This is a genomic window from Pseudopedobacter beijingensis (genome assembly GCF_042678145.1).
Classification (GTDB): Bacteria; Bacteroidota; Bacteroidia; order Sphingobacteriales; family Sphingobacteriaceae; genus Pseudopedobacter; species Pseudopedobacter beijingensis.
This window is the reverse complement of the sequence record NZ_JBHUDG010000048.1, coordinates 81,721-97,014: the sequence shown is the minus strand read 5'-3', so window position 1 is coordinate 97,014 and position 15,294 is coordinate 81,721. Positions and strand designations below refer to the sequence as shown.

The 15,294-nt window shown below is 36.2% G+C and carries 13 protein-coding genes; 2 read left to right on the top strand and 11 right to left on the bottom strand.

The window, feature by feature from the left end; genetic code table 11:
- Positions 1–183 precede the first annotated feature (183 nt).
- Positions 184–1,095 (bottom strand): hypothetical protein, encoded by a 912-nt coding sequence (locus ACFSAH_RS16860; protein WP_379663915.1) that lies wholly within the window; start codon positions 1,093–1,095, stop codon positions 184–186.
- 96 nt (positions 1,096–1,191) lie between these two features.
- Between ACFSAH_RS16860 and ACFSAH_RS16855 the strand changes: the two genes are divergently transcribed.
- A complete protein-coding gene (locus tag ACFSAH_RS16855) occupies positions 1,192–1,410 on the top strand; it encodes a helix-turn-helix domain-containing protein (RefSeq protein WP_379663914.1) in 219 nt (72 codons plus the stop codon).
- 41 nt (positions 1,411–1,451) lie between these two features.
- Here the strand turns inward: ACFSAH_RS16855 and ACFSAH_RS16850 are convergent, their stop codons facing one another.
- From ACFSAH_RS16850 to ACFSAH_RS16810, 9 genes are all read right to left on the bottom strand, one after another.
- Entirely contained in the window at positions 1,452–2,921 is a 1,470-nt protein-coding gene (locus ACFSAH_RS16850) for an NADH-quinone oxidoreductase subunit N (protein WP_379663913.1), read from the bottom strand.
- Entirely contained in the window at positions 2,921–4,510 is a 1,590-nt protein-coding gene (locus ACFSAH_RS16845) for a complex I subunit 4 family protein (RefSeq protein WP_379663912.1), read from the bottom strand. Before ACFSAH_RS16845 ends, ACFSAH_RS16850 begins: the two co-directional genes overlap by 1 nt.
- Before the next feature lies 1 nt (position 4,511).
- Complete coding sequence (gene nuoL / locus ACFSAH_RS16840) at positions 4,512–6,563, bottom strand: NADH-quinone oxidoreductase subunit L (RefSeq protein ID WP_379663911.1); 2,052 nt, start codon at positions 6,561–6,563, stop codon at positions 4,512–4,514.
- Positions 6,563–6,868 (bottom strand): NADH-quinone oxidoreductase subunit NuoK, encoded by a 306-nt coding sequence (gene nuoK / locus ACFSAH_RS16835; protein ID WP_379663910.1) that lies wholly within the window; start codon positions 6,866–6,868, stop codon positions 6,563–6,565. Before nuoK ends, nuoL begins: the two co-directional genes overlap by 1 nt.
- Positions 6,865–7,407, bottom strand: a complete 543-nt coding sequence (locus tag ACFSAH_RS16830; protein WP_379663909.1) for an NADH-quinone oxidoreductase subunit J family protein — start codon at positions 7,405–7,407, stop codon at positions 6,865–6,867. Before ACFSAH_RS16830 ends, nuoK begins: the two co-directional genes overlap by 4 nt.
- Before the next feature lie 89 nt (positions 7,408–7,496).
- Positions 7,497–8,087, bottom strand: coding sequence for a NuoI/complex I 23 kDa subunit family protein (locus ACFSAH_RS16825; RefSeq protein WP_379663908.1), 591 nt, complete (start codon positions 8,085–8,087; stop codon positions 7,497–7,499).
- A 1-nt stretch (position 8,088) separates the two neighbouring features.
- Positions 8,089–9,162 (bottom strand): complex I subunit 1/NuoH family protein, encoded by a 1,074-nt coding sequence (locus tag ACFSAH_RS16820; RefSeq protein WP_379663907.1) that lies wholly within the window; start codon positions 9,160–9,162, stop codon positions 8,089–8,091.
- Positions 9,163–9,218: 56 nt separating this feature from the next.
- Positions 9,219–10,031: a glutamate racemase gene (gene murI / locus ACFSAH_RS16815; protein ID WP_379663906.1), complete on the bottom strand. Its 813-nt coding sequence runs from the start codon at positions 10,029–10,031 to the stop codon at positions 9,219–9,221.
- A 107-nt stretch (positions 10,032–10,138) separates the two neighbouring features.
- Entirely contained in the window at positions 10,139–11,557 is a 1,419-nt protein-coding gene (locus ACFSAH_RS16810) for a 7TM diverse intracellular signaling domain-containing protein (protein WP_379663905.1), read from the bottom strand.
- 272 nt (positions 11,558–11,829) lie between these two features.
- On the opposite strand from ACFSAH_RS16810, the gene ACFSAH_RS16805 reads away from it, so the two are divergent.
- A complete protein-coding gene (locus ACFSAH_RS16805; RefSeq protein WP_379663904.1) occupies positions 11,830–13,434 on the top strand; it encodes a T9SS type A sorting domain-containing protein in 1,605 nt (534 codons plus the stop codon).
- A gap of 91 nt (positions 13,435–13,525) precedes the next feature.
- Here the strand turns inward: ACFSAH_RS16805 and ACFSAH_RS16800 are convergent, their stop codons facing one another.
- On the bottom strand, positions 13,526–14,863 hold the full coding sequence (locus ACFSAH_RS16800; protein ID WP_379663903.1) for a 7TM diverse intracellular signaling domain-containing protein: 1,338 nt from the start codon (positions 14,861–14,863) through the stop codon (positions 13,526–13,528).
- Between the last annotated feature and the right edge of the window lie 431 nt (positions 14,864–15,294).

Sequence of the window (15,294 nt, the reverse complement as noted above, 5' to 3'; positions counted from 1 at the left end):
TCTGCTTTTGTACTTTTCTCTCCAAAAGAGAGGGAAACAAAGAGCTGTGCTTTTACCTTTCCAACAAGAAAAACAAATTCCCCCTCATAAAACATATTACCACAGAAACAAAAACGTCCCTCTCTTTCGGAGAGGGACAGTAGTAATTTGCCTTTGCAATAAACACTCACAGGGTGAGGCCTTTTATAACCCCAAATACTTAGACACTGCTTTTAAATCTTTAGTATTTATCTTTTTGGAGGACATAACTTCTACCGTTGTTGCGGGAATGAGAATAATTTTAATGTCTATTTTAAATGCTTTAACTTCTGATTCCGATATATTCTGATAAAAACTCCCTGAAACCTTGATTTGATTTTTTATTTTATTAAAATCGTCTATCGATATATCATAATATAAATACAAACTGTTATCAGTCGAATATTCGTAATATAGACCATTACCCCAACCCGCATTTGCATCATCCGATTTTCTGACTTGAGCTATAACCATTCCGTTTTCACATACCTCATGATATTTGGCATCTATAGGTATTATAGATTCTACTTCAAAATTTCCATACTCATTCCTCACCACACTTTGAAAAGCATGATTTTTATACAACAACACCGTAACCCCATTAGCTTGAGCTTTTAAACTTACCGGATTTCCCCACCCTGTTGAGGTTTTAGGCCCATAAATGGCAACATTTTGTGTATCAAAATAGAAATCTCCTTCTGCACCTAAAGATAGAGCAGGAACATCTGTCCCACTCAAAATTTTAGAACCATCTTTTCCATTGGTGCCATTTGCTCCGTCTTTGCCATCTGTACCTCCTTTCAGACTGGTAGCTTCTCCCCAACCTGCCGAAGTTTTCGGTCCATAAATAGTTACTGCAGTTTTATCCAGGTAATAATCGCCTGTTTTACCTAGCGAAACGGTGGGCTCACCATTTCCACTTAAAAGCGTTGAACCGTCTGCACCAGCAATACCCTGTTCTCCTTTTTCTCCCTGAGGTCCTTCTGACGCTTCCTTTTGACAAGCATTTAAAGTTAATACAGCTAATAAAGCTGCAAAGATTGATTTTTTAATCTTTAAGTTATAGTTTCTCTTCATTTGGTTATGGTTTTTTAAATAAGAATAAAAAACAAATATATAATTTTTAGGCATAAATGCCTAAAAATTATATATAAAGCTACTCCAACTTTGAGTATGCCTATATCTAGCGAAAAAGATGCAATTAAATCCTTTGGTAACAAGGTTAGACTGATAAGAAAAGAGAGAAAGCTTTCTATGGAAATGCTTGCTAATATTGCTGAAATAGAACTTTCTCAGATATACAGAATAGAAACCGGTAAAATAAACCCGAAACTAACTACTATTTTAAAAATAGCAGAAGCACTGGAAATTAATCCAAAAGAATTGTTTTAAGTTAGCTTCAGTTATTTTTCTATTGCAAAAAAACAAAGTCATTAGAAAAATTTAATCCATGCAGGGAATAAACCTAATATTAAAACTACAATACCAAGCAGTACAGGTAAAATCAGTAATTGTTTATTTACTGACACAGGGATATCTTCTGTTTCACTTTTCCTCAAGAAAAGATTCAACGGTATTTTAAAGTAGTAAAACAAAGATATAACCGTAGTTAAAACTGCTACTATCAATAAAACTGCATAATATTTATGGTTTAACTGACTAATAAGTTCCGAGAATACAATAAACTTAGCGACAAAACCTCCGGTTGGTGGCAAACCTATTAAGGAAACCAGAAAAACCACAAATACGGCAGAAGCCACAACAGTATTTTTCCCTTTTCCCTTAATATTTTCTAAAGTAGCTATTCCATAAATACATTCATAATTATTTACCACTGCAAATGCACCTATATTGGTAACCACATACACTAACAAATAATAAAACAAAGAATGGAAAACATCTGCTTCGGGAAGCACAAATATCATTAAAATAAAACCAGAATGACCTATGGCAGAGTATGACAATAGTCTTTTGATATCTTTTTGAAATACCGCCATTACATTCCCCACAATCAATGTAAATAAGGAGAGTGCAAAAATAATCTCTAAATAATAGCTATTGCTTAAATGGAGCATGTTATTAATACTCAACAGCCAGCCAAAAACAGCTACCTTTGGTATGGTAGACAGGTATGATGTTACCGAAGTTGGTGCTGCTTCATATACATCGGGTGCCCAGAAATGAAATGGAACTGCCGATAATTTAAATGCTATTCCTGCTACAAAAAACATGAGTACCAGCAATCTTGCTGTTGAAGAAACTTCTACTAAACCATTGGCTATACTTTGGTCTGCCAGACTTATAGATCCGCTAAACCCATATAAAAAACTAATACCGTACAACATAATGGCAGAACTGGTCACTCCAAACAACATGTATTTTAACCCTGATTCCATTTGTCTGGATTGTTCTGCGGTATACGATACAATAAGGTATGAGCTTAATGAAAGCATTTCTATAGCAATAAATGCCATTAATAGATTGGAGGCCGAGATGAGTATCAATGCAGATAATACTGACGCCAGATAAATAGAATAAAAGTCGTTAATTCCTTTTTTATGTATTTTTAACCTTGCATCCTGATTAAAAAAAACTAAAGACAGCAAGCCTCCCAATAATGTCAAACCTTTCAGAAGAACAGATTTCTTACTTAGCAAAAACATATTATTGAACAGGTTTAGACCTTGTTCGGGAATTTGGGGATACTGAAAAACTAATGTTATTAATGAAAAAAGTAGGGCTAAGAACGTTAAGGTCAGCACAATTTTCTCTGACTTTTTGATAAACAGATCTACAAGTATAACACTCAAAAAACCCAATACCAGAGCAAACTCCGGTAATAGAAACGGTACGGAGTCTAGTATATTTTGAATTAATACTGATATATCGAAAGCCTGCATCATTATCTGAACATTGTAATAAACTGGTTTACCGATGAGTTGATTACATCAAAAACCAATGAGGGCATTAAACCCAATAAAAGTGCTAAAACTGCTAATGGTGTAAAGGTTAAAATCTCCCTCACATTAATATCTGTTAAAGCTTTATACCATGACTCTTCTTTTAAACGCAACGACCCGAAGAACATTCTTTGTAGCGTCCAAAGTAAATAAGCTGCTCCCAGTAAAATACCTAAAGCTCCACCAACGGCCATCCACCTTGGAATAAAACCATTGACACTTTCAGATTTAAACGCTCCTATTAGCGTAAATACCTCCGCTATAAAGGCAGAGAAACCGGGTAAGCCCAAAGATGCAAAGAAAGCGATAGTTACAAAGAAGGTTAATTTGGGCATGTGCGAAGCCAATCCTCTAAAGTTATAAATATACCTATCATGAACTCTGGAATAAATAACGCCTACGGCAAAGAACATCATTACGGATAAAAATCCGTGAGAAATCATTTGCATCATTGCGCCGCTAATTCCCTCTGGCGTTAAAGAAGCTAAACCCAATAACACAAACCCCATGTGCGATACTGATGAATAGGCTATAAGGCGTTTCAAATCTGTCTGTGCTAAAGCAACCATAGCTCCATAAAGAATGGAGATAACACCTAAAAGGCCTACCCAAAACGACATGGATACAGCTACTTCTGGAAATATACTATAAGCAATTCTGATAATTCCATACCCTCCTACTTTCAACAAAATTCCTGCAAGTACTATGGAAATAGGAGTTGGTGCTTCTACGTGAGCGTCGGGTAACCAGGTATGGAAAGGGAATACCGGTACTTTAATGGCAAATGCAATAAATACCACAATAAATGCAAGCATTCTGGCAGGTACACCAAAAATTTGAGCATTAGCCACCAACGAGAAAATGGAATCTGCCTGATAATTCGCCTGATCCATCATATACACCATATTAAAAGTGTGGTTCCCGGTTTCAGGGTCTATAACTGAAAAATACAATCCGGCAATTACCAAAAGCATAAATACAGACCCTATAAGGGTGTATAAAAAGAATTTAATGGCAGCATATTCTCTTCTGGGCCCTCCCCACATTCCTATCAAAAAGTATAAAGGAAGCAACATGAGCTCGTAAAAAACATAGAACAGGAAAATATCTAACGCACAAAACACGCCCACCGTTGCTGTATTCAACAGCAATAACAAAGCATAGTAACCTTTTTGGTTTTTTGTAATTTCCCATGATGATAAACTGGCTATAAGCATCACTAAGGCCGTTAACCAAACCAGTGCAATAGAAAAACCGTCTACACCTATAAAATAATCTATTTGCAGCGTACCAAAGTTTCCTGCGTTCAATCGGATCCAATCGGCTTTTTCTACCCATTGATAAGTATTTATCTGATTTACTCCTGCAGCCTCCGCATTGAAATGGAAATAGGCGTAGGTAGCTAAAATCAACTGCAATAACGATACTGCTATCGAAATATATTTAAAACTTTTTTCGGTTTTTTTAGGTAATGCCAGAATAACAATACCTAAAAATAATGGAAGAAAAACAATGACTGATAATAAACCCATTTTAAAATATCATTTGAAAAATGAAGAACGTAATAAAAACCAAGAGCATCCATACTACATAATGCTGAATTTTGCCATTATGTACTGCCCTGAACCAAATGCCCAACCGCTCTACTATTAGTGCAGAGAAGTTTACCAAACCATCTACTATATTTCTGTCGACCCAATCTGCTATAAGAGAAAGTGTCAGTGTTAATCGTCCTAATTGATTCACAAATCCGTCTACTAAAGTTTTATCAAACCAGTACCAAAACCTGGCCTTCATCATAGTTAGCTCTACAAAAGTCACTTGATAAAACTGATTGAAATACCATTGGTTGTACGAAAAACGATATAACCATGTGCCTTCCATACCAATTTTCAATTTCCCTTGCGCATAGGCTCTATAAGCCAGATATATTAAGATTATACTAAGTATATTAATGTAAACCGGTACCAGTACATGAAAAATGCTTTCCTGACCGTGATGGTTGGCAAATGCTTTATAAATCCATGCTTCTTCTGGATTTAGGGGGTTAATGGCAAAGAAAAAAGACAAAGAAAAAACCGCCAATATAGTTACAGGAATTTTCATCCAATTAGAGGGATCATGAATTGGAACCTGAATAGCTGTATTCAGCAATTTCGGCAATCTGAATTCGCCATAAAATACTTTGAATATTACCCTAAAAATATAGAAAGAGGTTAACCATGAGGTGATAGAAATAAATAGGGGAAATATCCAATAAATACCGCCTTTAGCATTACCCCAATCAAAAACACTTAATAAGATGGTATCTTTAGACAGGTACCCGGATGTTAAAGGCAATCCGGCAAGAGCTAAAGCTGCAAGCAGAAAAACAATAAATGTCAGCGGCATTTTTTTCCTCAATCCCCCCATATTGTTCATATCCTGTGCATCAAAATCTAAAGTCAGCTTCTCTTTAATATGCTGCATTTCGTGTATCACGATTCCTGCAGATAAGAATAATAAACATTTAAAAAACGCATGGGTAACCAAATGGAATAATGCTGCCGCACTATCCCCTACACCAATACCCAGCATCATAAATCCTAATTGCGAAATGGTAGAGAATGCAAGTACCCTTTTTATATCATTCTGAGTAAGGGCTATGGTTGCAGCCATAAATGCGGTAAATAAACCTATTGCCGCTATGGTAACCAAAACTGTCTGATTAAACAAAGGTTCTATCCTGATTAACAGAAATACACCTGCCGCTACCATTGTTGCTGCGTGTATGAGTGAAGATACTGCCGTTGGCCCTTCCATAGCATCTGGCAACCAAGTGTGCAACGGGAATTGCGCTGACTTGGCTATGGCTCCGGCAAAAAAACATAAACCGGCTATAGTTGACCAATAATCTGGCATAGATGCAAATGGCGTTACCCAACTGGACTGATGTATAAAAGACGATGCTATTAAGTTACCTTCTCCAAAAAGCGTATTGATATCTAAGGTTCTGAACTGACTGTATACAATAAGTATACCTACCAAAAAGCCCACATCACCAATACGGTTCATAATAAAAGCTTTTTTATTTGCCTGAGCCGCAGTTTCCCTGGTAAACCAAAATCCTATTAATAAATAGGAAGCAAAACCCACCAATTCCCAAAAAGCATAAATAAGGAACAGGTTATCTGCCGAAACCAGAGCCAGCATAGCAAAACAGAACAAACTTAAATAGGCAAAATATTTAGGTTTATCTTTATCATAGCGCATATATTCTACAGAATATATGTTTACCAATAAAGCAATAAAGCTGACCAGCAACAGCATAATAACGGTAAGCTTGTTTACCAATAGACCAGCATCTATTCTAAATCCCGAGAAATTAATCCATTGCTGTGTAAAGTGATGGGTAATACCAGTATTCCAAACTCCTAAAAAAAGAATAAGGGAAGCAATTAAACTAATGGATATACCTATTACAGAAGATAATATGGCAATTTTTCTGAATGAAAAAGAAAAAACAAAAGCTGCCAAAGGTGCCAATATGGTGGCTAAGACCAGAAAAACTATCTGTTGTTCAGAAATATTTAAAAAGTCTCCCATTATCCTCTTAAAGTATTTGCTTTATTAGGGTCAATTGTTTTTGCCCTATTGTAAAAATTTAAAATAATAACCAGACCTACTGCTACAGAAGCCGCCGCTAAAACAATAATAAACAATGCAAAAAGCTGCCCTGTATTATGTATTTTATCAAATTTGCCAAAAGCAACCATATTCAGGATCGAGGCATTCAGCATTAATTCTACACCAATAAGTACTTGAATGGCATTTTTTCTGGTGATAACAGCATACATCCCCATGGTAAAAAGAAGCGCCCCTACAATTAAGAAATGGTATAATGTTATCATAAATTATTTTCCTTTCTTGCTAAATGGGCTGCACCTATTAAAACCATCATTAAAAATATAGATATTACCTCGAACGGTAGTAAATACCTGCTCATAAGGTTAACACCTATGTTGGTGATATTGTTATCTGTTGGTTGTTTAACATCGCCACTGGCTATAGCTGATTGTATCCAGCTTAACGAACCAAAATCAACAGACAGTATAGCATATATTAAAATTCCCGCCAAAGCCAGGCAAAGCACCGTAGCTGGCAATCTATTTTCAGATAATTTATCTTTTTTCAGGCTACTCAAACCTTCTAAGGAATTTTTGGTGGAAAGCATAAATACAAATAGTAACATCACCAAAACTCCCCCTACATATATCACTATTTGTGTTAATGCTACAAAATCTGCCAGTGCAAAAACATACAAGCCTGCTACGGCAAACAAAGTCACAAAAAACATAAATACAGACCGTACCAGGTTTTGACCGGTAACCACATACAGGGCACTTAACAATGCTACCCCTGCCAATATGTAAAATACAATCTGTTCCATTTGTATTACTTAGCGAATGTTAAAGAGACAAAGAGCTTATTCTATAGCTCACAATTTCCCTGCTCCTTAATATTTCGCAATTCTATAAATTATTTATCCTCTTCTTTTTTTGTTGCAGCAGCCAATTTCGCCAATCTTCTTTCTTCCTGCTGCTTTTCTAACTCTAATCTTTTTTGTTCTGCTTCTTCCTCTGTCATGGTGGCAAACTCATAATTCAGGTCTGCTACTTGCCATACAGTTTTATCGTATTGGTTAGTCATGGTAATGCATTCTGTTGGACATACTGTGGTACACAGCCCGCAATACATACATTTAGCCATGTCAATATCAAACTTGGGCGCATATAACCTTTTTACAGAGCCGTCAGAAGTTTTTCCTATAACATCTGTAGCTTTGATTGATTCTATCTCTATACAATTTACAGGACATATTTTGGCGCATAAATCACATACTATACAATCATCTATTTCGACATGAAGCTGGTATCTTCCGACCTCCGGAATGGGCAATTTCTGATGCGGATATTGCAGGGTTACCACACCTGTATCTTCTGCAAAATAATCAGGATCCTGAATTCCCGGAAGTTTTTTGGATTTTCTTGCTCCAAAAAAGTGCTTCAAAGTAATAAGCAACCCTTTCCAGGAAGTCTTCAATCCATTATATGCTTTTTTTACAATCATATCAGAATAATAAAAGCCTCCATAAACCTGATATAACCAAACACAAAAATGCGAGTGGAGTTAATATTTTCCAGCAAAACTCCATCAACTGATCTACCCTGAAACGTGGTAAAGTCCATCTTACCCACATCTGTACCGCTACTAATAAAAGAGATTTGGATAAAATCCAGAAAATCCCCCATACGGCACCGGTAGTATAATCTGCCAGTCTTAATCCTCCGATATTAGGTAGAGGCGTATTCCATGCTCCCAAAAACAGAGTAGCTGCCAGCATAGATACCAGAAACATCATAGCATATTCTGCTAAAAATATAAAAGCAAAGCCCACGCCACTGTATTCGGTATGGAAACCTGCCACTAACTCTGATTCTGCTTCCGGAATATCAAAAGGCGCCCGGTTACATTCTGCCAGCGAAGCAATGAAATAAATAACAAAAGCCACAATTAAATGGGGTGCCTGAAAAACATTCCATGCAAAAATGCCTCCTATATCTGATACATCCCAAAAACCAAAAAACTTGATAGTATCTTCTGCCAGAATGCCCTGATTAATTCCTATTAACTGTAAATCTAGCGTCTGAGCCATCATTACGGCAGATATAATGGCAAAACCAATAGGTATTTCGTAAGAAACTATCTGAGCTACTGAACGTACAGCCCCTAATAAACTATATTTATTATTGGACCCCCATCCAGCCATCAATATCCCTAATGCTTCTATAGAAATAATAGCAAACACATAAAAAACCCCAATATTACTGGCCATTGGAACCAGATCCGGAGCCCAGGGCATAGCTACAAAACCAAGAAATACTGCAACGAAAATAACAACCGGTGCAGCCATAAACAATATCTTATCTACTGCTGTAGGATAAATTGCTTCTTTCTGGATAAGTTTAAGGATATCGGCTACTGTTTGTAACAAACCATATTTACCTGTTTCCATAGGCCCCAGCCTATCCTGTATAAAAGCAGAGATTTTACGCTCGCCATAAACTCCTCCATATAAGGCAAACACGGCTATAAAACCAAAAATGATTACTCCAACGATGATATATGTGATGTAAAAATTCAATTCCTAGTAAATTAGTCGTCTTTTGTGCAAACTTAATTATTTTGGCTTTAAATAAGCTATTTATCCCAAATGTTTTTTTGAATTAAATCAATTTTATCTCCAAAAAAAAGTTTAGTACTCAACTCAAACGATGGTGTCAGATCAGAAACATAGAACTCGTCTTTATACGGCACTGTTTCTTTATTGGTTAGTTGCAATTGCTCCAACCGCATTTTAACATCATCTGCTACTATTGATGCAGTATTCAGGATATCTACCTGATTACCATAAAAACTCTCTATTTCTTTTTTGATTAATGGATAATGTGTACAGGCCAATATCAAAGCATTTATATTTTTAAGCTTGGGAGCGGATAGATACGAATTAATTACGGCCTGACTGATATTATTTTCAAAGAAACCTTCTTCTATCATGGGGGCCAATAATGGCGTAGCCAGAGACCTTACTTTCAATTCGGGATTTAGCTCATTAATTTTTCGGGCATAAACACCCGAACCTATAGTAGCTTTGGTACCAATAACCCCTACTTTCTCATAACCGCTACTTTCGGCTACTGATTTCACTACCGGATCTATTACGTTAAATACAGGTACGCTGTCTCCTAAAAACTGTTTTAAATCATCGTAACCTAATGAAGAAGCTGTATTACAAGCTATCACAATTACTTTACACCCTTTTTCCTGAAGAAACTTACCAATTTTAAGACTATAGTATTTTATTGCTTCCGGAGATTTATCTCCATAGGGCATATGAGCTGTATCTCCAAAATAGATGATTTTTTCGTTAGGAAGAACTTTTCTGATGGCACTTGCCACTGTTAAACCTCCTATACCTGAATCAAAAACGCCTATTGGTTGTGGGCTGCTCATAATTTTTATTTAGTCTAATCTGTGTCGAAATTCCTATTTATTTTTCAATTCTTTATCATTTAATCGCAATTTGTTTTTATGATAGCTATATAGATTACCTTTCAACATCAAACCTGGTTACAAAACACCTGCTGTATCTCCTTACGATTTTTAACATCCAATTTCAAATAAAGATTACCAACGTGATATTTTGTAGTACTTAACGAAATAAATAATTTTTCTGAGATTTCCTGATTGGTCAACCTATTAAAGATACACATCAGTACTTCTGTTTCCCTTTCTGTGAGGTTGTATTGCAGTTTCAATTCCTGCATAATTTCCGTATTGCCAATTCTTTGCTTTTTACTGTCATTTTTTTGAAAGGCATGTCCGACATTCTTAAGTTCTTCCAGCTCGAGAAGATATCTATTCAGTTCCTCTCTATATCTTTCATTCTCATCCTGCAGAGTTCTCACCTTATAAATAATAGCAAAACTGATACTGATTATTTCGAGCGTACTCGCAAAACGAATCATATCCATGTCAAAGAATGACAGAAAGGGAGAATCAATATAATTGTTTAAAGTATAAAAAACCGATACAAGAGCAATAAAGCCAAAACTTAGTATTAAAAACCGGGCATAAACGTCTTCTCTAAACATCCGTATACCATGATATATACAAACAACAGGCAGCAAATAAAAGAGCACACTGGCCAGGTTACGAAATAGTTGTATATCTGTCCACGTGTACACCAATACTGTGCAAAAAATAGCAACAATAATAGGTATGGCTATTTGTCTAAAACGAGGTACCTTCTTTTTCAGATCAAGAAAATAATAAGCAAATATTCCGGAAAGCACAGCACAGATGGCAATATTCCAGAGTAAAAAATGAGGACTGACCCACTTGCCTTTCGTGAAAAAGTAAAACATGCCATCCTGGTAGAAAAAGATCAGAAATAAAGACAATTGCAGCAAAGAATAAAGCCAGAAACGTTTATCCCGAAAAATAAGGTAAAGCACTACGTTAAAGATAATGGACATAATAGCTAAGCCGTAGTACAGGCTATTAACCATAAAATTAATATTCGCCTGCTTCACAAATCTCCCCGGTTCATCTACTGTAATCTCTATACGCTGAATAGGCTGCTTTTTTATATTAAGATAATATACGCTGTCTGTGGCTGTAAAATAAAAAACCGGATAACGTGTCTGAATTGAATGTCCTTTAAGATCTATATTTCTTTGCTGCTGTATAAGCTGTCCGTCTTGCTGCAAATACATATCATAGTCAACTATCTGCATATTTGAGATTTGAAATATCACTGGTCCGGGCAATAAAGACAACGGAATATTCCCTTTTATCCAGGTGTTACCTTGTTTATCCTCCGCTGTCAACAACCCTTCTTTGCCATAAATAGAGCTAAATTTCAAATCAGAAATGGTAGCAGAAATTGTTTTATCTATAGAGTGTGCATAAAGTTTTCCTCCCAACAAAAAAATGCAGAAAAGGCAGATAAGCCAGCGTATAAAGGAAAATGGCATAGTTAGAAGTTACAAAGATAATTTAAAGACACAAACCTAATATTTTTTTGATTAGTTGCCACTAACGGATTACAGACTTTGATAAAGCCCGGTAAGAAAACTTAAAATTCCCCCGTTTACATACCGTTTTTTTGCCAGAACTAGACTAAAAGTATAGGTTAGGTAAGAGTTGATACATCTAAATTTGTCACAATATTTTGATAAAAACACATATGATGAAAACACTCCGACCTGAAAAATTGACAAACATATCCCTGTATCTTATTATCTTCATGCTAACAATATCTTCAGCATCGGCACAGGTTTTATTTACAGAGACCAATTATCCTACAAATGGTTTTTCCTGTTATATCGTTTCAAACGACTTCAATGGCGATGGCCATGCTGATTTGGCGGTAGGAAACCAAGATTGGTCTGAAACACCCAACAATGGCATCCTCATTCTGCTGAACAATGGAGACGGAACTTATGGAGCTCCTACACTATACCTATCCGGCAATTCGATAGATGATATCCATTCGGGGGATCTGAATGGTGATGGTCACCCGGATATGGTAGGAGTAGACCGACTTAACAATAAACTGCTTATATTATTAAATGATGGATCCGGAGCTTTTACCCCTTCAACCTCCTATTCTGTTAGCGGCACCCTAATAGGGGTACGCATCAGTGACATCAATAACGATGGCAACGGTGATGTAATTATTGCTGATAATGGTAATTCCCAAATATCAGTATTATTAAATAAAGGCAACGGTGACCTCCTCCCCCCTGCCAACTATCCGGTAAACGGTGGCAGGCAACTGGCTGTTGGAGATCTTAACAACGATGGCTATACAGATATTATAGCAACCAATGGCCATTTTAATAACATTTCTGTACTGCTGAATAATGGAAATGGCACATTTGCTCCTCAAACCACCTATCCAACCGGTGATTATGCTCATTATGTAACCGTTGGTGATTTGAATAGCGATGGTCTGAATGATGTGGTAGTGAGCAATCGAAATGATAAAACCATATCCATATTCCTAAACAATGGCGGTGGAACATTTGCCCCTCAATTAGTCTATAATGTGGGTAGCTACCCAACAACCCCGGCAATTGGAGACCTGAACGGAGACGGCAAAGCCGATATTGTAGTGAGTAACGTTGAAGATGACAAAATCTCTGTCTTATTAAACGATGGTAATGGTAATTTCACCACTCAGCCTTCTGTAACTCCCAATGGCCAGCCTTATTCCATAATCATTGCCGATTTCAACGGAGACGGTAAAAACGACATGGCTACAGCCAATTACCAAAACGAAAATGTATCAGTATTGCTAAATACCGGTACAATGCCTATTTCTTTAACAGATTTTACCGCAACAGCACAAGGAAACAGAACAAAATTAATATGGCAAACCGCATCGGAGAGCAATAACAAAGAGTTTATCGTTTATCGCAGCAATGACGGACAACATTTCACAGAAATTACCAGAATAGCCGGAGCAGGAAATTCATCTGCGGTAAAAAACTATTACTACGATGATGAAAATCCGCTTAACGGCAACAATTATTACAAACTGGTACAAATAGATTTGGATAATAAAGAAACCGAATTAGACATAAGGATAGTAAGCTTTGAGCTTACCGCTTTGAGCCTTCAGCTTTACCCCAACCCTACAGATGATGTTGTAAATATCTCTTTCAGCAACAGTAAATACAACCTGTTAACCGTAACAGATTTAAGTGGGAAAGTATTACAGCAGGTGCAGATAAAACCGGATGAAAGCAGTATGAAAGTTTCTTTGGGTAATTATCCTGCAGGAATCTATTTACTACACTTTAGTGGCAATGAAGGTTCTGTTATAAAGAAAGTAATAAGAAAATAAAAAACTTAATACGGAGGCTATCTCCTAGATTTTCTTGATACAAATCTAGGAGATAGTCTCTTATTATTTTATTATACAGTATTTTTATACTTTAGGACAGAATACCATTACGCAATACCTGTACCTGATTTCGGTTTTTTACATCAAGCTTGAGATACAGGTTGCTTATATGATATTTAGTAGTACTTACGGTAATGAACAGTTTATCTGCAATTTCCTGATTTGTTAATCCTTCCCAAATACAAAGTAACACCTCTATTTCTCTCTCGGTCAGCTCATATTGTATTCTAAGTTCTTCAGTTAACCCTTTTTTACTTTGCTCTTGTACACGATCTTCATTCCCGTTGCCTACAACTATTACCGAGCGGTGATGATGTTCTAATTCCTGAAGATATGTATTCAATTCATTTCTATACTTCTCATTCTCCTCCTGTAAGCCTTTTACCTTAAAGATAAGCGCAAAACTAATCCCGAAAATTTCCAATGCGCTTGCGAACCTAAACGTATTAATTCCAAAAAGCGATAGAAAACCAGAATTAATAAACTTCCCTAAAGTATAAAAAGCCCCCACAAGTAGTATAAAACCAAAGGTAAGTACCAAAAACCTGGCATATACATCTTCTTTAAAAATTTTAACAGCATGATAAAGACAAATGCCGGGTAATAAGTAAAAAAGCACACTTGCCAGGTTACGAAACAACCGGATATCTGTCCATATATAAATCAATACCATACAAAATATAGCTCCAATAACAGGAAACGCAATTTTTCTAAAATTGGGAACCTTGTTCTTCAAATCCAGAAAATAATAAGAGAAAACTCCGGAAAGTATAGCACATATAGCAATGTTCCAAAGTAAAAAATAAGGTTTCACCCATTCTTCTCCTAAGAAGTAGTAAAACATACCGTCCTCATACAAAAAGATTAGAAACAAGCTTATCTGTAAAAAAGAGTATATCATAAAACGCTTGTCCTTAAATATCAGATAAAGAATAAAATTAAAAACAACAGCCATTGCAGACAGTCCGTAATACAAGCTGTTCCACACAAGATTAGCCGATTCTTGTTTTATAAATTGCTGAGGTTGATTAATACGGACATCTAGCTTATTAATATGCCCCCTTTTTATATTAAGATAATAAACCGGAGCATTCGCTTTAAAGTAATACAATGGATAACGACCACGAAGTTCGGCACCTGTGCTACTTACATTCTTAAATAGCTGCACAAAGCGGTTTTCTTTATTAACATACACATCGTAATCTACAATATGTATTGTTGGAACATGCAGAATAACAGAACTATTTAATAAAGAGGGGGGAATTGTTCCCTTTACCCAGGTATTACCTTTATTATCCCGGGCAGTCATCAACTCTTTGTGACCGGCCATTGGAGCAAATGATAATTTACTAAGAATATCTACCGACATAGTATCTGATCGGACTGGGATAGAAAATACCATTCCCATACACAGTAAAGAAAACAAAAAGATACGGCGAAAACTACCGGTCATATCATCGTTAGGTTTGTAACTAATAGTTTACAAAGCTAATGTTTTTTCCCAAACAGTATGGCTAGAGATAGTTAGGCTGTATCGATGATTTTCTTAAAACAATTTAGTTTAACCATAGAGAACAAAGATAATGCTGAATTTTCAGTATTGAATATTGAATAAAAAGCAACGTTGAAAGCTAAAGGCCAAAAGCATAACGCGGCTACATACAGCTCGTAAGAGATTATCCCCCATACGTTCGAAGTTGCATCAAAATCCATAAAACCATCATTCTGAACTTGTTTCAGAATCTCTATATACCTATAAGAAACCCTCAACGAAATTCAGAGCTTACTCCGACTATCTAG